The following is a 19275-nucleotide window of genomic DNA, read 5'->3' as shown; positions in this document are numbered from 1 at the left end:
ATAAGTGTTGGAAAGTCTGTGGGTAAATCATCGGGGGCGTGGTTCAGCCATTAGCGCAACAAAGCCTCTAGACAGCGACGCAGGCGTTGGGCTTCACGCACTAATGTTTCTCCCGAGAGCATCCCCACACCCATCACCAGGCCAACCCTCGGATCGTGCTTGGCGCATACCGGGCTCAGCGGGCGCACTACCAAATGTTCTTTTAATAATGTCTGGGCGATCTGTACATCGTTGATGCCCGGCTCAAACTCGATGCAAAGACTGATGGCGCTGCTTGGCATCGAGACACTGCGCACCTTCGGCAGGGTGCGCAACTGATCATGCAGCACCTGCTGGCGGCCTAGGTAGTCGCGCTGAATGCGGTGGCACCAGGCATCCAGATCGCCGTCAAACATGAACTGCGCCAGCACGGCTTGATCCAGCATGCGGCCTTCGCGGAACAGCTCACTGCGCAGGCGGTTCATCGGTTCGGCCAGGTGCCGGGGGACCACCAGATAGCCCAGGCGCAGCCCAGGGAACATCATCTTGGAAAACGAACCAACCAGCAAGTGGCGCTCGGAACGCGGGTCGAAGAGCAGGTTGGCGTGGTCGTCGCGGTTAAACTCGTAGTCGTCCTCGATTACGTAGGTGGGCGATAAGGCATCGCAGAGGCGGCGCTTATGCTCGGCGTTAGTGGGTACGCTGAGTGGGTAATGATGAGAGCCGGTCAGATAGACCAGGGGGCTCGCATTCAACGCACTGGGTAGCCGGTGGCCCTCGTCAGGCCGCCACGGCAGCATTTCAATCGTAAGCCCTGCGGCGCTGAACACATTGCGCGCTCCCCAGTAGCAGGGTGATTCAATGGCAACACTATCCCCCACGTCTGCAAGCGCCATGGCGCATAGCTCAATGCCATTATGGGTACCGTCAGTGATAATGATCTGTTCGGTATCGCAGTGAACCTTGCGCCAGCGTGCCAGAAAATCGCGAATCGCTCGCTTAAGCGGGCCATAGCCGCCGGTGGAGTAAGACAGCAGAAGGGCGTTCTGCGGCACCGTCACGCTTGCATAAAGCTGACGCCACTTGCGCATCGGGAACTGGGCAATGTCGGGAATGCCGGGGACGAAGGACCCGTTTTGAATCATGCTGGCGCCGGGGCCGCTCAATACGCGCTGGGCACGCTCGGAAAGCTGAAGGCGGGTTGGCACTTGGGTCGCCGCGGCCAAGGGCTTGTTGGTCCAGGTGCCCTGACCATGGGCCGTTTTCAGCAGTTGTTCATCGAGCAGTGTCTTGATGGCCTGGGCCAGGGTTTGGCGGGCCACGCCCACGGTGCTTGCCAGGGCACGGTGAGAGGGTAACCGAAGCCCGGTGGGCCATTGTCGGGTAATCGCCTGACGCAGCGCCAATTCAATGCGTACCTGCTTGCTTAGCTGCTGGGGCTGGTGGGCATACAGATGGGCAAAGTGGTGCAAAGCCTCCTTATGGTCCATCTTGAAGGTCTCCTGTTGTGCGTTAAGGCGGCTATTACCGGGCTGTGCGACGAAAGTCGCCGATATAGTTTGCACCTATTCAGTGCATTGTAATAGTGGTCTAGTCGAAAACCGAAGTGGTCCACTCGCGTTGTGTCTGCCGCCTGCTAGCGTGCGCTTATACTGTTTTTGACAGGCTTCAGAAACCGCGCCTCAGAGCGCTGATGACAACCTCCAATAAATTGCAGGACTCTGTGTTATGACAACGTCTTCTTCAGAACAAGCCAAGCTCGTCCGGGTGTTGGCCCGCGGTGACGTATTAGCCCTGGCATTTGGTGCCATGATCGGTTGGGGCTGGATTGTCCTCACCGGCACCGCGATTCAGTCGGCTGGCAGTGTAGGGGCCATTCTCGCTTTTATTATCGGCGGGTTAGCGATTGTACTCGTTGGCCTGACCTATGCGGAGCTGGCCTCGGCCATGCCCAAAGTTGGCGGCGAGCATGTCTACAGCTACCGGGCGCTTGGCCATTGGCCGTCTTTCTTCTGTACCTGGGCCATCATACTGGGCTATTTGAGCGTGGTCGCGTTCGAGGCGGTGGCCTTGCCGACAGTGGTAGAACACCTGGCACCGAATTATGCGGTGGGGCATTTGTGGACCATCGCCGGGTGGGAAGTCAAAGCTACCTGGGTCGCGGTTGGCGTGGGCGGCTCGATTGCCATGATGATCATCAACTACTTCGGGGTAAGTACCGCCGCACTGCTGCAGAAAGTCGTCACTGGCGTCATTCTGTTAGTCGGGGTGATGTTCGTCACCGGCTCGCTGTTTGAGGGTAACACCGCCAACATGATGCCGCTGTTTTCGCAGTCTGAAGGCAGTGTCATGGCGGGTATTATCGCGGTCATCGTGATGGTGCCGTTTCTGTTTGTCGGCTTTGATGTCATCCCCCAGGCCGCGGAAGAGATCAACCTGCCTTACAAGGCAATCGGCAAGGTGCTGATGGTGTCGGTGATTCTGGCCGTGGTGTGGTACTCGCTGATTATTCTGGCCACCAGCCTGGCCCTGGATAGCGACGCGATCGCCGCCAGTTCGCTCAGCGTACCCGATGCCATGGAACGTCTATTTAATGCGTCCTGGGCCGGTAACCTGATGGTGATAGCCGGTATTGCGGGTATCATTACCAGCTGGAACGCGTTCTACATTGGTGGCTCGCGGGCCATTTATGCGCTTGCCAATGCGGGCATGTTGCCTGCCACGTTCGCCAAGCTGCACCCGCGCTACAAAACGCCCACCAACGCTATCTTTCTGATGGGCTTTCTCTCCTGCCTGGCGCCGCTGTTCGGTCGCCCTGCGCTTGTGTGGATCGTCAACGCGGGAGGTCTGGGGATCGTGCTGGCGTACCTGTTTGTGGCGGTGTCTTTCATGGTCTTGCGCGTGCGCGAGCCGGATATGCCTCGTCCTTTCAAGGTGAGCAACGGCAAGCTGTGCGGCACGCTGGCGATCATTCTGTCCTTCGGCATGGCGTGTCTCTATCTACCGGGTAGCCCGGCAGCGCTGGGCGTTGCGGAATGGACGATCTTTGCCGTTTGGGTATTGCTCGGTATCGGCCTGTATATGCACGCGCTGCGTACCTACGGGCGTGACTATAGCGATCGCCATATGCGAGCGGATCTATAAACCTTTGCCAAGTCGTCGAGATATGTTTTCAAGACCAAGGCTTTTCAGGAGCAATGTATGAGCTTTATCGAACAGTGGTTGCATGATGGCGTACCTGCCTTGGTGGGCGGCGAATGGCGCAAGGGCCAGCAGACCTTCGTGGTGGATAACCCCGCCACCGGCGAGACGATTGCCCAGGTGGCCGATTTAGGCGCTGACGATACCCGTGATGCCGTGGCGGCCGCCTACGAGGCCGGACCCGCCTGGCGCGCGACACCGGCGAAACAGCGCTCGGCCTCGTTGCGCCGCTGGTTTGAGCTGATCCATGAGCACGCCGATGACCTGGCCCGCCTGATGACCCTGGAACAGGGCAAGCCGCTGGCGGAAGCCAAGGGCGAAGTCGTTTACGGCGCCTCCTTCATTGAGTTTTTTGCTGAAGAAGCCAAGCGCATGGCCGGGGAAACCCTGCCCAGCCACGGCGCGGACAAGCGCCTGCTGGTGCTGCGCGAGCCGGTCGGTGTGGTCGCCGCCATCACCCCGTGGAACTTCCCGCTGGCGATGATTACCCGCAAGTGCGCCCCGGCCCTGGCCGCGGGCTGCACCGTGGTCATCAAACCCGCCGAAGCCACGCCGCTCACCGCCCTGGCGGCCGCTTACCTGGCGCTGGAAGCGGGCTTGCCGACGGGCACCATCAATGTGGTGACGGCATCGAAACCGGCAGCGGTGGGCGAAGTGCTCACCACTGATCCACGGGTGCGCAAAGTCTCGTTTACCGGCTCTACCCCGGTGGGCAAGCACTTGCTTGCCCAGTGTGCCAGCACGGTTAAGAAAACCGCCATGGAACTGGGCGGTAACGCGCCCTTTATCGTCTTTGACGACGCCGATATCGACGCCGCCGTGGATGGCGCCATAGCGTCTAAATTCCGTAACACCGGGCAGACCTGCGTGTGCACCAACCGCTTCCTGGTGCAGGACGGTATTTATGAGGCGTTCGTCAGCAAGCTCACCGAGCGTGTCCAGGCCCTCCAAGTCGGCGATGGCCTGACCGAGGGCAGCGTCATCGGCCCGCTGATCAACCAGGCGGCAGTCGACAAAGTTCAGCGCCATGTAGACGACGCCTTGAATCAGGGTGCGCGCCTGCTGTGCGGTGGCAAGCCTCACGCCGCCGGCGAGCGTTTCTTTACCCCCACGGTACTGGCGGACGTAACCACCCAAATGGCCGTGGCCGACGAAGAGACCTTTGGCCCGGTCGCGCCGGTGTTCCGCTTCCAGCGCGATGAAGAGGCTATCCAGATGGCCAACGACACGCCCTTTGGATTATCCGCATACTTCTACGCCACGGATTATCGCCGCATCTGGCACACCATGGAGCAGTTGGAATACGGCATGGTCGGCGTCAACGAAGGGCTGATCTCAACCGAGCTGGCGCCGTTCGGCGGCGTGAAAGAGTCCGGCCTTGGCCGCGAAGGCTCGCACCATGGGCTGGATGAGTTCACCGAGCTCAAGTACGTCTGCGTAGGCGGCTTGTAAGTCAGCATTGTTCAAGACATTGCTAACCAGCGGCTAAGCGTTATCGAGCCCGCCATCGTCAAACAGCGAAAGCTGCTGGCGATTGGCGGGTTTTGCTTTTTTAGCGCGCCTAGCGGGAGGCCGCCTCTGACTGGCCAGCTTATCCACAATGGCTTGGCTGTCTTCTCTTGCCTCGGGCGTGCGCCTGAGGTCATACAGCATCTTCTTCCAGTAGCGTGCTTCGGCTTCGAAATCATTGGGGACGGGGTAGTCGACGTCAGGCTGAAAACCGAACCGCCGACGCAGGCTTTCCGGCAGTGCCCAGGGCTTGGCGCGCCACTCTAACGGCAGGGCCGTGAGCTCCGGCACCCAGCGGGCGACAAACTCGCCGTCGGGGTCATTATCTTCTGCCTGCTTGATGGGATTGTAGACCCGCAGCGCATTGGTGCCCGTGGCGCCAGCCTGCATCTGCACCTGGGGGTAGTGGATGCCCGGCTCGAAGTCGGTAAATAGCCGTGCCAAATGAAGAGCAGGCTCATACCAGTGCAGCCCCAGGCCAAAGGTGGCGTGGGAGATCAGCATGGCGCGCATGCGAAAGTTGAGCCAGCCGGTGGCGATCAGGCTGCGCATGCAGGCATCCACCAGCGGCACGCCGGTTTGGCCGTTCTTCCAGGCAATCAGGTTAGGCTGGTCGGGGTCGCGTTCCCGGAGGCCGCGCAGCGCCGGGTGGAGGGTTTGCGACTCGATGCTCGGCTCACTTTCCAGCTTTTGCATAAAGTGGCAGTGCCAGTAAAGCCGCGAGGTAAAGGCGCGCAGTGAGCGAGTCCAGGCGGTGTCGTCTGCATGCTTTTGCCGCTGGCGGCGCAGCGACTGGACCACTTCGCGCAGGGAGAGCGTGCCCCAGGCCAGATGGGGCGAAAGCCGCGAGCCAAACGCCCAGGCAAGCAAGGGCTTGGACAGCGAGCCGCGATAGCGCCGCCCGCGTTGAGTGACAAAGCTGCGCCATAGCGCGCGTCCTTCGTGGCGGCCGCCTGGCTGACGCTCGGGGCAGGGTGTTTTATCAAATCCAAGCGTCAGGCCGTGGAGCTGATCCACGTCAATGTGGTGGAAGGCTTGCCACCCCTCGGCCACTTGGGCGTTTTGCGGGGCCGGGAAGGCAGGTGCCGTCATTAGCGCTTCCCACTGCTTTTCCCAGGCGTTGCGATTTTCCGATCTGGACTTCAAGCCTCGCACTACGCCATGCTGGCGTGCTTCCTGCCACTCAATACCGTGTTGACGGCACCAGCGATGGACCCTTTTATCGCGCTCAAAGCTCCAGTCATTGCCGGTTTCCTGGTGGGAATGAAGAACCAGGTCGCCATAGCGGGCTTTCAGCGTAGCGAGCAGTTCAAGCATATTGCCCTGCCAGAGGCACAGCGGCAGGCTTAGTGTCTTCAGTGCGTTAGAAAGGTCGATAAGCGAGTCAGCGGCAAACTGCCAGTGGCGCAGGGCGCTATCCGGCGCTTGCCACTGCTCGGGTTCGATGGCGAAGACAGGCAGCACGGGGCCCGCCGCGGCGGCGGTGGCGAGCGGCGCATGATCATGGATACGTAAATCGCGTTTGAACCAAACAACCTGAACAGGTGCCTTAGCCATACCTTACCTTGGCGGTTGAGGGCTTTTCGCGACTAAGTCTATTCGCCGCTAGGCCACGACGTTACCATCAAGCCACCGTTTGCGTAATCAACTCAACAGGATCCGTCCAGCAGGACCCGTTCAAGAGGAGAGGCATCATGTATATCGCCATGAACCGTTTTCGTATTGCCCCAGGCCGCGAAGAGGACTTTTTAGAGGTGTGGCGCAACCGTGATTCACATCTGGAAGACGTGCCGGGCTTCAAGCAGTTTCATATGCTGCAGGGCGAAAGCCAGGAAGACCACACCGTGTTCATCTCCCACAGCGTTTGGGAATCGGAAGAGGCCTTCCGCGACTGGACTCGCTCAGACGCCTTTCGCAAGGCTCATGCCAATGCCAAGTCGCCCGAGGGCATTTATCTCGGCCCGCCCAAGTTTGAAGGTTATGAGGTGGTGCTGTAAGGCGCTCATTAATCAGGTATCGCATGGCCATTTGGCCATGCCTATCCACCCTTCTGACGAGCCATCACAGCAAGCGGTTTGAAAGCGACATCGAGCGTTTTATTTGCGACTCGCTGCCAGATTTGCGAGATAAAATTTGTCGTGTTTTAAACGATTCGTGCCAATATACGACTAATAGAGCAGTACCCATGCGTGAGTGACAATGTGACTCAGCAACGGGAAGCCGAACAACGCCAGCGACGCCTATACCAATAAGAAAACTTGATAACTGACAGGTGACCGAGGTAGGAAAGATGGACTCTCATCAAGCAAATGACCAGACAGCAACACCAAATCGTTCGGGCGAACCGCAAACGCTGGGCTTTCTACTGTTGGATAACTTCACATTGATTTCCCTGGCCTCTGCCATAGAGCCGTTGCGGATGGCCAATCAACTGGCCGGGCGCGAGCTGTACCGCTGGTATACCCTGACCCAGGACGGCTTGCCCGTGCGTGCCAGCGATGGTTTGCAGGTAACGCCTGATGCCTCCATGCATTCCCCGTTATCGCTCGAGTGGGTGGTCGTTTGCGGCGGCGTAGGTCCTCATCGCAGTGTCACCCGCGAGCACGTGCGCTGGCTTCAGTCCCAGTCGCGCCAATTGAGGCGTCTAGGCTCGGTGTGCACAGGCAGCTGGGCGCTTGGCCAGGCGGGGCTGCTTGATCACTATGAAACCAGTATCCACTGGGAGTGTTTGGCGTCCATGCAGGAGGCGTTTCCCAACGTTATTCTGAACGCCAACCTATTCACGATTGACCGTGATCGTTTCACGTCTTCGGGGGGCACCGCACCACTCGATATGATGCTTAACCTGATTGGTCATGACCATGGGCGCGAGCTGTCGGCGGGTATCTCCGAAATGTTTATCTGCGAGCGCGTGCGTAACGAACAGGATCAGCAGCGTGTTCCTCTGAAACACGTGTTGGGCACGACCCAGCCCAAGCTGCTTGAGATTGTGGCGCTGATGGAGTCCAACCTTGAAGAACCGATCGAGCTCGATGAACTGGCAAGGTACGTCAATGTATCGCGCCGCCAGCTAGAGCGATTGTTCCAACGCTACCTGCTGTGCTCGCCGTCCAAGTATTACTTGAAACTGCGGTTGGTGCGTGCCCGGCAATTACTCAAGCAGACCCCGTTGTCGATCATCGAGATTGCCTCTGTGTGCGGTTTCGTTTCGACCCCCCATTTTTCCAAGTGCTACCGCGAGTATTTCGGTGTGCCGCCGAGAAACGAACGCCTGGGCGGGTTTGAGCGCAAAAGCGATGGGAGCAAGTCGCCACCGTTAATCAGACAGTGGGGGAGCGAATCGAATGCGCTAGAGCCTTCCTCGTGCGCTCAGCAGGCGCTTGCCAACGCACAGGGAGAACCGACTTTTGCCAGCGTACTGCTGGTGAGCTGATAGCCACTGCGTCACCCCCTTAAAACGTGCTGCCCGGTGTCGGGCAGCACGTTTTTTTATGGCCGCGATGTTTACTTCCAGCATGATTCTGCCCCGCGTGACCTTGCCCGGCATGACGTTGCGATAAATGTCTTGAAGGGGCGCCAATGTAGGGGTGTGTTTGCGACACCATGACGCTTTTGGAATTTCCGCTGTCGTTTCCAAGAGCAGCCCACCCCGATGTCAGCGCTATGCTCGCTACATTCATCAATGTCGGAGCTTAGCCATGTCCCCTACAGAATTGCACGATGACGCTATCGTCATCGATGGTCTGATCATCGCCAAATGGAACCGCGAGCTGCTTGAAGATATGCGGCGCGGCGGTCTGACCGCTGCCAACTGTACGGTTTCGGTATGGGAAGGCTTTCAGGCGACCGTCGATAATATCGTCAGGTCCAACCAGCTGATGGCCGAATGCAGCGACCTGGTGCGCCCGGTGCGTACCACGGCGGATATCACCCGGGCCAAGGAAGAGGGCAAGACGGGCATCATTTACGGCTTTCAGAATGCCCACGCCTTCGAGGACCAGATCGGTTATGTCGAGATCTTCAAACAGCTCGGCGTAGGCATCGTGCAGATGTGCTACAACACCCAGAACCTGGTGGGGACCGGCTGCTACGAGCGCGATGGCGGTCTTTCCGGCTTTGGCCGTGAGATCGTCGCTGAGATGAACCGCGTCGGCATCATGTGCGACCTCTCCCACGTCGGTGCCAAGACGTCCGAGGAAGTCATCCTCGAGTCCAAGAAGCCGGTCTGCTACTCCCACTGCCTGCCCTCCGGGCTCAAGGAGCATCCGCGCAACAAATCCGATCAAGAGCTGAAGTTCATTGCCGACCACGGCGGCTTCGTCGGCGTCACCATGTTTACTCCGTTTCTCAAGAAGGGCGTCGATTCCACCATCGACGATTACTGCGAGGCCATCGAGTACATCATGAACATCGTGGGGGAGGATGCCATTGGTATCGGCACCGACTTCACCCAGGGGCATGACCATGAATTCTTCGAGTGGTTGACCCATGACAAGGGCTATGCCCGCCGCCTGACGGACTTTGGCACGATCATCAACCCTGAGGGGATTCGCACCATCGGGGAGTTCCCCAATCTGACCGAGGCGCTCCTGAAGCGCGGCATGAGCGAGTCCCAGGTGCGCAAGATCATGGGCGAGAACTGGGTGCGCGTGCTTAAGGACGTTTGGGGCGCCTAACCAAGCACAGGTGACTGCCTCCGAAGTGAGGGGCGCCGGGAGTATGCCGTAGAGGAGGTTCGACGCCAGGGATGGCGTCGGTAGCGTCCAAGGAAGGATTCACAGCGCCTCCTCGTAGGCATGCTCCCGGGGTAGCCCCGTCGATAACCTGACATAACAAAGATTTTGAGGAATACAACCGTGACCAAAATGGCCCCCGCACTGCCTATCGAAGTGGATAGCGAGACCGGCGTCTGGACGAGCGACGCACTGCCGATGCTGTATGTGCCGCGACACTTCTTTATCAACAACCATGTCGCGGTAGAAGAAGCGCTGGGTGCCGAGAAGTACGCAGAGATCCTCTACCACGCCGGTTACAAGAGTGCCTGGCACTGGTGCGAGAAAGAAGCCGAATGCCATGGGATCGAGGGCGTGGCCGTCTTCGAACATTACATGACGCGCCTCTCCCAGCGCGGCTGGGGGCTCTTCATTACCGAACACATCGACCTCGATGCCGGTACGGCAAGAGTGCGCCTGGAGCACAGTGCCTTTGTTTACCAGCTTGGCAAGACCGGAAAAAAAGAAGAGTACATGTTCACCGGCTGGTTTGCCGGGGCCATGGACCAGATTCTTGCCGCGCGTGGCAGCGACCTGCGTACCGTCGCTGAGCAGACACAGAGTGCCGCTGAGCCTGGTTGTGATGTGGGTGTCTTCAACGTTGGGCCGCTGAACGACGCCACCCGCTAACCGCGGGAATGAGGAGAGAAAATCATGGCATTTGACGCAATTTTCGAGCCGATCGAGATCGGCAAGCTGACCATTCGCAATCGCGTGGTCAGCACCGCCCACGCCGAGGTACACGCCACCGACGGGGGCATGACCACTGAGCGCTACGTCAGGTACTACGAGGAAAAGGCCAAGGGTGGCTGCGGTCTATCCATCTGCGGCGGCTCCTCGGTGGTGTCCATCGACAGCCCCCAGGGCTGGTGGAGCTCGGTCAATCTTTCCACCGACCGTATCATCCCGCACTTTCAGAATCTGTCTAGAGCCGTGCACAAGCATGGCGGCAAGATCATGATCCAGATCACCCACATGGGGCGCCGCTCGCGCTGGGACGGCTTCGACTGGCCGACCCTGCTATCGCCCTCAGGGATCCGCGAACCGGTGCACCGCTCCACCTGCAAGACCATCGAAGAGGAAGAAATCTGGCGCATCATCGGCGACTTCGCTCAGGCGGCTCGCCGGGCGAAGGAAGGCGGGCTCGACGGCGTCGAGCTTTCTGCCGTGCACCAGCATCTGATCGACCAGTTCTGGAGCCCGCGGGTCAACAAGCGCGAGGACGAGTGGGGCGGCAGCTTCGAGGGGCGCATGAAGTTCGGCCTGGAGGTGCTGAAGGCGGTGCGTGCCGAGGTGGGGGATGACTTCTGCGTCGGCATGCGTATCTGCGGTGACGAGTTTCACCCGGACGGCCTCTCCCACGACGACATGAGGCAGATCGCCGCCTACTACGATGCCACCGGCCAGGTGGATTTCTTTGGCGTGATCGGCTCCGGCTGCGACACCCACAACACCCTGGCCAACGTGATCCCCAACATGTCCTACCCGCCGGAGCCTTTCCTGCACCTGGCGGCAGGGATCAAGGAAGTGGTCAGCGTGCCGGTGATCCACGCCCAGAACATCAAGGACCCCAACCAGGCCCAGCGTATTCTCGAAGGGGGCTATGTGGACCTGGTGGGCATGACCCGGGCGCATATTGCCGACCCGCACCTGATTGCCAAGATCAAGATGGGCCAGGTGGACCAGATCAAGCAGTGCGTGGGCGCCAACTACTGCATCGACCGCCAGTACCAGGGCCTGGACGTGCTGTGTATCCAGAACGCGGCGACATCCCGGGAATACATGGGCCTGCCGCATATCATCGAGAAGACCGAGGGCGCCAAGCGCAAGGTCGTGGTGGTCGGCGGTGGCCCCGGTGGCATGGAGGCCGCCCGCGTGGCCGCCGAGCGCGGCCACGATGTCACCCTGTTCGAGGCGGCTGAAGCGCTGGGTGGACAGATCACCATTGCCGCCCAGGCCCCGCAACGCGACCAGATCGCCGGTATCACCCGCTGGTTTCAGTTGGAGTTGGCGCGGCTTGACGTCGACCTGCGCCTGGGCACCCGCGCCGACGAGGCGACGCTGCTCGACCTGCGTCCGGATATCGTGGTGCTGGCGACGGGCGGCCAGCCCTTCCTCAGTCAGCACCCGGAGTGGGGCTACTCTGAGGATACCGGGGAAAGCCTGGTGGTCAGCACCTGGGATGTACTCTCCGGGAAGGTGGCCCCCGGCAATAACGTGCTGATCTATGACGCCATCTGCGAATTTTCCGGTGTCTCGGCGGCGGATTTCCTTGCCGAAAAGGGCGCCAAGGTGGAGATCGTCACCGACGATATCAAGCCCGGCGCGGCGGTGGGCGGTACCACCTTCCCCACCTACTACCGCAGCCTCTACGAGAAGGAGGTGATCATGTCCTCCGACCTGATGCTGCATAAGGTCTACCGTGAAGGTGACGGCCTGGTGGCAGTGCTCGAGAATGAGTACACCGGTGCCCTGGAGGAGCGCGTGGTCGATCAGGTGGTTGTGGAGAACGGCGTGCGTCCCGATGAGGCGCTTTATTATGACCTCAAGGAGCAGTCCCGCAACAAAGGCCAGGTAGACCTTGAGGCGCTCTACGCCGCCCAGGCGCAGCCCTGCCTGATGGAAGAGGGCGGTGCCAATAGCGATGGCTTCCTGCTGTTCCGTCTGGGCGACTGTACGGCGCCGCGTAATACGCACGCCGCGATCTACGACGCCCTGCGGATCTGCAAGGATTTTTAACCACCAGTTGGAAGCCAGAAGCTGGAAGCTGGAAGTGAATCGCAGCTCTTTGCCCTTTTCTTCCGGCTTCCGGCTTCCAGCTTCCAGCTCGCCCGTTAGGTGAGCTGTGATGCTAAATACAATACTTCCGATACTGATTTTTACTGCCCTGGCCCTGGCGGTGATCGGTGCCTTGCGGCGTATACGCCTGTGGCGTCAGGGGCGGCCAGCACCCGTCAACCTGTTCAAGGGGCTGGCGGCGTTGCCGCGACGTTACCTGGTGGACCTGCACCATGTCGTTGCCCGCGACAAAATGATCTCCAATACCCACGTGGCCACCGCCGGTGGCTTCGTGGCCGCCGCCGTGCTGATGATCCTGGTGCATGGCCTGGGCATCGCCAGCCCGCTACTGGGTGGGTTACTGCTGCTTGCCAGTGCCTCCATGTTCGTCGGCAGCCTCTTTGTGGCGCGGCGGCGTATCAATCCTCCGGCGCGCCTCTCCAAAGGCCCCTGGATGCGCCTACCCAAGAGCCTGATGGCGTTTTCGGTTAGTGTCTTCCTGATCACCTTGCCCACGGTGGGCCTGCTACCCGAAGGCTTGCTTGAAGGAAGCACCAGTTGGTTCCTCGTGGTGGTGCTGGTTGGCTTAGTGGCCTGGGGCCTGGGCGAAATGTTCTTCGGCATGACCTGGGGCGGGCCCATGAAGCACGCCTTTGCAGGCGCCCTGCATCTGGCTTTCCACCGTCGGCCGGAGCGCTTTTCGACCAAGAAAGGGGGCGGCGGCCGTTCAACGGGCCTCAAGGCGCTGAACCTGGAGGACGAGACGGCGCCCCTGGGCGTGGAAAAGCCCGCCGATTTCACCTGGAACCAGCTGCTGGGCTTCGATGCCTGTGTACAGTGCGGCCGCTGCGAGGCGGCATGTCCGGCCCTTGCCGCCGGTCAGCCGCTCAACCCCAAGAAACTGATCCAGGACATGGTCGTCGGCATGGCCGGTGGCAGTGATGCCAATTATGCTGGCACGCCTTACCCCGGCAAGCCGGTGGGTGAGCACCACGGTACCCCCCATGGGCCGATCGTGGCCCCTGCTGCATTGCCGGAGGGGGCATCGCTGGTGGACGCCGAGACGCTATGGTCGTGTACGACCTGCCGCGCCTGTGTCGAAGAGTGCCCGATGATGATCGAGCACGTGGATGCGATTGTCGATATGCGCCGCCACCTGACGTTAGAGCGAGGCAAGACCCCCAACAAGGGCGCCGAGGTGCTCGACAATCTGATCGCCACCGACAACCTCGGCGGTTTTGATCCCGGCTCACGGCTCAACTGGGCGGCGGATCTCAACCTCCCTCGCATGGCAGACCTCCAACAGGTCGATGTGCTGTTGTGGCTGGGTGACGGCAGCTTCGACATGCGTAATCAGCGCACCCTGCGCGCACTGGTCAAGGTGCTGCGCGCCGCCGAGGTGGATTTCGCGGTCCTGGGGGACGAAGAGCGTGACAGCGGTGACGTGGCACGGCGTCTGGGCGACGAAGCAACGTTCCAGTCCCTGGCAAAGCGCAATATTGCCACCCTTTCCAAGTACCGCTTCCAGCAGATCGTCACCTGCGACCCCCACAGCTTTCATGTGTTGGGCAACGAGTATGGCGAGCTGGGGGGCGTCTATGAGGTACGCCATCACAGCACCTTCATTGCTGAATTGTATGACGCGGGTCGGCTGACCTTCTCCCCCTGGAAGGGCGGCAGCGTCACCTATCACGACCCCTGTTACCTGGGGCGCTATAACGGCGAGTTTGAGGCGCCCCGCAACGTGCTCAAGGCGCTGGGCATCGAGCTCAAGGAGATGGAACGTTCCGGTTCCCGCTCGCGCTGCTGCGGCGGCGGTGGCGGCGCGCCCATTACCGATATTCCCGGCAAGCAGCGGATTCCCGACATGCGCATGAATGACGTCAAGGAAAGCGGCGCCGAGCTGGTCGCGGTGGGCTGCCCCCAGTGCACGGCGATGCTTGAGGGCGTGGTGGATACCAGCGCCGAGGTGCGCGATATCGCTGAACTCGTGGCCGATGCCCTGGTGGAGCGCCCCGCCGGTGAGGCGTCCGGCGCGTCCCGCCAGCCCGCTGCAACGCCGACAGCTGAAGAGGTGATCGTATGAGTGAGACTATTCGCCGCGATCCGCGTCGTGAGTGGATCGCCCGCAACCGTCTGCATCCCGAGCATGCCAGTGTGCTTCTCGAGATGGGCAACGCAGCGCTCAGCGAGTGGCCGGGGCCCAACGGTGTGGTGCGCAAGAACCCCCGTGCAGTGGGTTTTATCGGCCCCAATGGCATCAAGCGTATTGACCGTAGCGGCCTTCAGCAAGGCGGGCAGGCCGCTGCGACAACAGCGGCGCCTCAAGACAGCCGCCGAACAGTAACCATTGAAGATCCCGCCTTCCTGGTGGCCGTGGTGCCTGATATGACCGGCGGGCGACTGTCAGGTCACGATAAGGACCTGCTGGGGCTGGCCCGGCAAATGGCGGATGCCGATGGCGAGCATCCCGGCGCCGTGGTGGCGATTGTGTTTGGCGAGCATAAAGCAGCGGCACTGGGCGACGCCGGTATTGATCGCGTGGTGCACCTGGATGACGAGGTCTACACAGGCTTTGCCCCGGAGGCGCGGCTGGCGGCCTTGAGCGCCGTAGAACGGGAGATGGCACCCCGCTTCTGGCTGGTGCCCGACTCCCAGCTCGGTGGCGGCGAGCAGGGGCGGCGCCTGGCCGTGCGGCTGGGCGAGCGTCCAGCGACCCAGGTCTGGCATGTCGAGGCGGATGAACATAGCGCCACCGGGTGGCGTTGTACGGCACGCGGTGCCGCGGGAACGAGCGATATTACCCGCCACCTGCCACGCGTCGTGCTGGCGCTGGCGGAGTGCGCCGAGCCGGTCAGCGAGACCCGCCATGCCGCCCAGCCGGTCGAGCTGAACCAGCCGCTGCCCGACGTGCTGGGGCGCATCGAGGACATGGGCGAAGTCCCCGTCGATCCCGCCAGCGTGTCACTGGCAGAGGCGGAGTTCATTCTGTCGGCCGGGAATGGTGTCAAGGATTGGGAGGGCTACCACCACGCCGCCCAGGTGCTCGGTGCGGCCAAGGGAGCATCGCGCGTCGCCGTGGACGATGGATTCATGGCCCGCGATCGACAGGTGGGCGCATCGGGCACCTGGGTGTCCGCGCGCGTCTATGTGGCGGTGGGCATTTCGGGGGCCATACAGCACCTCCAGGGTATTCAGACCTGCGAGAAGGTCGTTGCCATTAACCTGGACGAGCGGTGCGATATGGTCAAGCGCGCCGATCTCGCCGTCATCGGCGACGCCGGCGACATCCTCGCCGCGCTGGTCGCACGTGTCGAGCGTTATCGAGAACAGCAGCAGGAGAATCGCGATGCCGCATAACGTCAATACATTGAATGACGCTGAGCTCAGCGTTGCTGTTCTGGTGTCGGTGGGGCGTCATCCGCTGACCGGGCGGGCGCGGCGTGCCGACCATGATGCCCGCGCGGTGGAAATGGCACTGTCCCTGGGTGACGCGAGCGTTCAGCTCATGCATGCAGGCGATGGTGGTGAAGCCTGCGGGGACGCCATGCGTGGCTATCTGGGGATGGGCATTAGCAGGGTCAAACGCATTAATCAGGACCCGGACGCGGATGTCGTTCCGGCCTTGGCCAACATACTGCGCTTCGCCGCGCCGCAGCTGGTGCTGACGGGGACGCGCGCCGAGACCGGAGAGGGCTCGGGCCTGGTGCCCTATCTGCTGGCCGAAACACTCGGCTGGACGGTGGTCAGTGGCCTGGCGGAAATCGAAAGCATCGAGCAGGGGGTCGCCACGGTGCTGCAGGCCCTGCCACGGGGCAAACGCCGCCGCCTGAAGGTACGCTTACCGGCCATCGCTACGGTGGATAGCAGTGCCCCGGCCGCGCGCCAGAGCGCCTTCGGCCCGGCACGACGCGGTGAGTTGGCGGATTGTGCCTGTGCCAGCGTGACCGATGAACTGCAAACCCAGTGGCGTGTGCAGCCCGCACGCAAGCGGCCCAAACGGCTAAAAATCGTCAAGTCAGCCTCGGCGCGTGACCGTTTCAAGGCAGCGGCGGCCAAGGCCGACAGCGGCGGCGGACAACTGTTGAACGATGTGACACCCGAACAGGGCGCCGAGGCGATTTTTACGCTACTCAAGGAAGAAGGTGTGCTGCGCTGAGGTGCCTTGATCACACTGTATCCAATCGCCATTTAAGCTCGCCTCGCGGCGGGCTTTTTAATGGCGTTACTGGCTATTTACCAACCAGTTCCGGATAAAGCTCAAGGCGCTGCCTTTCCAGGTGCAAGCCGCGCCAGGCGTGCAGCACCAGTATCGTGATCACGACCGCCCCTCCCATGAGCGTCGAGGCGCCAGGCGTCTCGCCCAATAGCCACCACACCCACAGCGTGCCCAGTGCGGTTTCGACCAGGTAGAACAGTGCCACCTCCGTCGATGGCAGGTAGCGGGTGGCGCTGTTGATCAGCACCGTGGCCAGGGGCATCTGTATCAGCCCCATCAACGCCAGTACGCCATAGCGCTCGGCGTCCAGGGTCAGCGGCGACGCCATGGGCAGGGCAATGGCCGCCGAAAGCAGACCGCCGCCAGCGATCACCGTCATGGTGTCAATCGCTGGATAGCGGCGCAGCAGCGTCAGGTTACCGCCAATGGCCGCTGCTGCCGCCAGGGCGTAAAGGTTACCTGCCAGCATTCCCATGGCCCCGTCGCCCATGAAGACCAGGCTCATGCCCAGCATGCAGACGGCAATGGCCACCAGGGTTCGCAGCGCGACGCTTTCGCCCAGAAAAATCCGCGAGAACAGCGCGGCAAACAGCGGTGCGGTACTCAGGATCACCACCACGTTGGCCACCTTGGCGTTCATGACCGCCAGCACAAACAGGCTGGATATCAGCCCCAGCAACAGGGCGGAGGCCAGTGAGGAAACCGGGTGACGGCTCAGCATCGCCAGCCGCTTGCCTGCCCAGCACACAAGCCCCAGCACGCAGCACATCAATAACCCGCGCCAGAACACGATGGTCCAGCCGTCGGTGTGTGCCAGGCGTATCAGCAAACCGTCGAAGCTGAGAAACACCACGCCCAGCACCACCATGACGAGACCACGCTGGTAATGACTAGTCGGCATTGTCGGACTCCCGGCCGTGAATACAAAGAGGACCGCCCACCGGTCAGGTGGGCGGTTGGGGCATTCAGGCGGGCCAAAGGTCATTGGCTCGCCTGATTTTCCTGTGCCTAGGGGGTGTCGACCTTGGCCGCAGGCGCCGCAGCGGCGTTCTGGGGGTGGGGGCGCACCACCCGGTAGCCGACGGCACCGGCAAGCAGCAGCATACCGCCGCAGCCGACCGCCAGCAGGTAGCCGCCCTGCACCGCGCCGGCGGAGAGCCCGAAGCGCTCGGCGTAGCCCGCCAGGGTGACCGCGTATTCTTGCCACAAGAACAGCCCGATGGCGATCCCCGAGAGCATGGTGCATAGCGCGATCCAACGGGTGCCGGACACCCAGCCGCTCAGTGCCCGGGCATCGAATTCATGCAGGGAGGCCCGGTAATCGGCTTCGGCTGGGCTGACGCGGGTCAGGGCGGAGGCCAGTATAATGGCGGCCAGTGCCATCAGCGTGCTCAGCAGCACCGGGTGCAGATAAACCGGCAGGCTGACCCACTCGGCTTGCACCATCAGCGACAGGGCCAGGTTGCCGACAAACCCCACCGCCAGGCCCCAGCTGGCCCCGGCGGCGGTAATCCGCCGACTCCAGATGCTCATCAGGGCCACCGGCCCCCAGGAAGAGGCAAACAGCGTGGCGGCAAACCAGACCACCGCCATCACCGCCGGTGGCTGGAAGAGCGCCAGCACCAGCGCGATCAGCCCCGCTGCAAGTACCGCGAACCGGCTCTTGCGCAAGGCCGATTTTTCGTTCAGCGAGGCGGGCAGAATATCGTTGGAAAGGCTAAAGCCGATGATCGATAGGAACGTCGAGCAGGACGACAGTCCGGCCGCGAATACCCCGGTCAGAATGACCACCCCAAGCCAGGCGGGCAGGATATTGAGCGCCACCCAGACCATGGAGCGTTCAGGGTCGAGGGTCGGGTCGTAGAGATTGATCGCCGCACCTGTCATCATCATCAGCGCATAGAAGACGCCGAGCGCCACCGCCGTCAGCATGGCCGAGCGCATCACCACGTGCTCGTTACGCGCCATCAGGTAGCGGCTGGACTGCCAGGGACTGGCCGCCAGCACCGCCGCCCAGACGAGGCCCAGGGTCAACCCCCAGACGAGCGCCTCGCCGGGGGAGGAGAAGCTGGCATCAGGTCCTTCGATCACCTCTGCCACAGGGCAATGCCGGGCTTGTCGGTCTGGCTCAGCAGGCCCTCTACAACGCCGCTCCAGCCACCCAGGTCGTGGATCACGTAGAGCGACCCACCCACTGCGGCCAGCGAGAAGATCACGAACATGACGGTGTCGGTCAACATCACACCGGGCGAGCCCGAATACAGAATAAAACCGGTGTAGGTCGCCCACACCAGCACCAGCCCCACCCAGTAGGGCATGCCGGTCAGCTCGGCGAACATGATGCCCGCACCCTGCATGACCCCCAGCAGGTACGCGCCCAGGCCGAACACCGTGGTAAGCCCGGCAATGACCTGAACGCGCCGCGAGGCAAAGCGCTTGCCAAAAAACTCCGGCACGGTCTTGGCGCCGCTGCGGCGCAGGTAACGGCCGAACACCAGCGCGCCCAGCAGGCAGCCCGAGGTGCTCACCGCGGCAAAAATCAGCATGACGAACGGGTAGCCCTGGTAGGCAAAGCCCGTTTCGCCGAGAAAGGCGCTGGTACTCAGGTAGCTTGCCACCAGCGTGCCCAGGATAAAGAAGGTAGGCGCATTGCGACCGGCGACCAGATAGTCATCCAGCCCCTTGACGCGTCGTCCGGCCAGATGGCCGATGACAAAATAGCCGACCAGGCTCAACAGTATTGCGGTGGTATAGATCATAAAGGCTACCGTGACGTTATTGACTTTGTAGAAGAGTGGATAATGCGTTGAAGTGACA

15 protein-coding genes are annotated in these 19275 nt (G+C 61.5%); 10 read left to right on the top strand and 5 right to left on the bottom strand.

Going from position 1 to position 19275, the window contains the following annotated elements:
• Positions 1 to 50 precede the first annotated feature (50 nt).
• A complete protein-coding gene (locus BMX75_RS01070; RefSeq protein WP_092824492.1) occupies positions 51 to 1469 on the bottom strand; it encodes an aminotransferase-like domain-containing protein in 1419 nt (472 codons plus the stop codon).
• A gap of 238 nt (positions 1470 to 1707) precedes the next feature.
• Here BMX75_RS01070 and BMX75_RS01065 point away from each other — a divergent pair, with 238 nt between their 5' ends.
• Positions 1708 to 3123, top strand: a complete 1416-nt coding sequence (locus BMX75_RS01065) for an APC family permease (protein WP_092824491.1) — start codon at positions 1708 to 1710, stop codon at positions 3121 to 3123.
• Positions 3124 to 3180: 57 nt separating this feature from the next.
• Positions 3181 to 4632 carry an NAD-dependent succinate-semialdehyde dehydrogenase gene (locus tag BMX75_RS01060; protein ID WP_092824490.1) on the top strand — a complete coding sequence of 484 codons (1452 nt, stop codon included), beginning with the start codon at positions 3181 to 3183 and terminating at the stop codon, positions 4630 to 4632.
• A gap of 33 nt (positions 4633 to 4665) precedes the next feature.
• Here the strand turns inward: BMX75_RS01060 and BMX75_RS01055 are convergent, their stop codons facing one another.
• Positions 4666 to 6246 (bottom strand): cryptochrome/deoxyribodipyrimidine photo-lyase family protein, encoded by a 1581-nt coding sequence (locus BMX75_RS01055; protein WP_092824489.1) that lies wholly within the window; start codon positions 6244 to 6246, stop codon positions 4666 to 4668.
• A 137-nt stretch (positions 6247 to 6383) separates the two neighbouring features.
• Here BMX75_RS01055 and hmuQ point away from each other — a divergent pair, with 137 nt between their 5' ends.
• The 8 genes from hmuQ to etfB all read left to right on the top strand — a co-directional run bounded on the left by hmuQ (position 6384) and on the right by etfB (position 16398).
• Positions 6384 to 6686, top strand: a complete 303-nt coding sequence (hmuQ, locus tag BMX75_RS01050) for a heme-degrading protein HmuQ (protein WP_066314808.1) — start codon at positions 6384 to 6386, stop codon at positions 6684 to 6686.
• Positions 6687 to 6979: 293 nt separating this feature from the next.
• Entirely contained in the window at positions 6980 to 8122 is a 1143-nt protein-coding gene (gene gbdR, locus BMX75_RS01045; protein ID WP_092824487.1) for a choline metabolism transcriptional regulator GbdR, read from the top strand.
• Positions 8123 to 8387: 265 nt separating this feature from the next.
• The gene (locus BMX75_RS01040; protein WP_092824485.1) at positions 8388 to 9365 is read left to right on the top strand and encodes a dipeptidase; all 978 of its coding nucleotides are present in this window, start codon (positions 8388 to 8390) and stop codon (positions 9363 to 9365) included.
• A 180-nt stretch (positions 9366 to 9545) separates the two neighbouring features.
• Complete coding sequence (locus BMX75_RS01035; protein WP_092824483.1) at positions 9546 to 10091, top strand: DUF5943 domain-containing protein; 546 nt, start codon at positions 9546 to 9548, stop codon at positions 10089 to 10091.
• 24 nt (positions 10092 to 10115) lie between these two features.
• The gene (gene dgcA, locus BMX75_RS01030; protein WP_092824481.1) at positions 10116 to 12200 is read left to right on the top strand and encodes a dimethylglycine demethylation protein DgcA; all 2085 of its coding nucleotides are present in this window, start codon (positions 10116 to 10118) and stop codon (positions 12198 to 12200) included.
• Positions 12201 to 12309: 109 nt separating this feature from the next.
• Positions 12310 to 14325: a (Fe-S)-binding protein gene (locus BMX75_RS01025; RefSeq protein WP_092824479.1), complete on the top strand. Its 2016-nt coding sequence runs from the start codon at positions 12310 to 12312 to the stop codon at positions 14323 to 14325.
• Positions 14322 to 15599 carry an electron transfer flavoprotein subunit alpha gene (etfA, locus tag BMX75_RS01020; RefSeq protein ID WP_092824477.1) on the top strand — a complete coding sequence of 426 codons (1278 nt, stop codon included), beginning with the start codon at positions 14322 to 14324 and terminating at the stop codon, positions 15597 to 15599. The genes BMX75_RS01025 and etfA overlap by 4 nt, the downstream gene beginning before the upstream one ends.
• A complete protein-coding gene (etfB, locus tag BMX75_RS01015; protein WP_092824474.1) occupies positions 15589 to 16398 on the top strand; it encodes an electron transfer flavoprotein subunit beta in 810 nt (269 codons plus the stop codon). Before etfA ends, etfB begins: the two co-directional genes overlap by 11 nt.
• A gap of 73 nt (positions 16399 to 16471) precedes the next feature.
• Here the strand turns inward: etfB and BMX75_RS01010 are convergent, their stop codons facing one another.
• From BMX75_RS01010 to BMX75_RS18285, 3 genes are all read right to left on the bottom strand, one after another.
• Entirely contained in the window at positions 16472 to 17359 is an 888-nt protein-coding gene (locus BMX75_RS01010) for a DMT family transporter (protein ID WP_092824472.1), read from the bottom strand.
• A gap of 107 nt (positions 17360 to 17466) precedes the next feature.
• Entirely contained in the window at positions 17467 to 18549 is a 1083-nt protein-coding gene (locus BMX75_RS18290; RefSeq protein WP_281244492.1) for an SLC5/6 family protein, read from the bottom strand.
• The gene (locus BMX75_RS18285) at positions 18546 to 19217 is read right to left on the bottom strand and encodes a sodium:solute symporter family transporter (protein ID WP_281244491.1); all 672 of its coding nucleotides are present in this window, start codon (positions 19215 to 19217) and stop codon (positions 18546 to 18548) included. Before BMX75_RS18285 ends, BMX75_RS18290 begins: the two co-directional genes overlap by 4 nt.
• Between the last annotated feature and the right edge of the window lie 58 nt (positions 19218 to 19275).

Source organism: Vreelandella subterranea (genome assembly GCF_900111305.1).
In the GTDB taxonomy this organism is placed as follows: Bacteria; Pseudomonadota; Gammaproteobacteria; order Pseudomonadales; family Halomonadaceae; genus Vreelandella; species Vreelandella subterranea.
This window is presented reverse-complemented; position numbering and strand designations above follow the sequence as displayed.

Coding starts and splice junctions, on each gene's coding strand:
- dgcA (WP_092824481.1), top strand. CDS start 10,116: ATGGCATTTGACGCAATTTTCGAGCCGATCGAGATCGGCAAGCTGACC.
- BMX75_RS01010 (WP_092824472.1), bottom strand. CDS start 17,359: ATGCCGACTAGTCATTACCAGCGTGGTCTCGTCATGGTGGTGCTGGGC.
- etfA (WP_092824477.1), top strand. CDS start 14,322: ATGAGTGAGACTATTCGCCGCGATCCGCGTCGTGAGTGGATCGCCCGC.
- hmuQ (WP_066314808.1), top strand. CDS start 6,384: ATGTATATCGCCATGAACCGTTTTCGTATTGCCCCAGGCCGCGAAGAG.
- BMX75_RS18285 (WP_281244491.1), bottom strand. CDS start 19,217: ATGATCTATACCACCGCAATACTGTTGAGCCTGGTCGGCTATTTTGTC.
- BMX75_RS01040 (WP_092824485.1), top strand. CDS start 8,388: ATGTCCCCTACAGAATTGCACGATGACGCTATCGTCATCGATGGTCTG.
- etfB (WP_092824474.1), top strand. CDS start 15,589: ATGCCGCATAACGTCAATACATTGAATGACGCTGAGCTCAGCGTTGCT.
- gbdR (WP_092824487.1), top strand. CDS start 6,980: ATGGACTCTCATCAAGCAAATGACCAGACAGCAACACCAAATCGTTCG.
- BMX75_RS01060 (WP_092824490.1), top strand. CDS start 3,181: ATGAGCTTTATCGAACAGTGGTTGCATGATGGCGTACCTGCCTTGGTG.
- BMX75_RS01055 (WP_092824489.1), bottom strand. CDS start 6,246: ATGGCTAAGGCACCTGTTCAGGTTGTTTGGTTCAAACGCGATTTACGT.
- BMX75_RS01065 (WP_092824491.1), top strand. CDS start 1,708: ATGACAACGTCTTCTTCAGAACAAGCCAAGCTCGTCCGGGTGTTGGCC.
- BMX75_RS01070 (WP_092824492.1), bottom strand. CDS start 1,469: ATGGACCATAAGGAGGCTTTGCACCACTTTGCCCATCTGTATGCCCAC.
- BMX75_RS01025 (WP_092824479.1), top strand. CDS start 12,310: ATGCTAAATACAATACTTCCGATACTGATTTTTACTGCCCTGGCCCTG.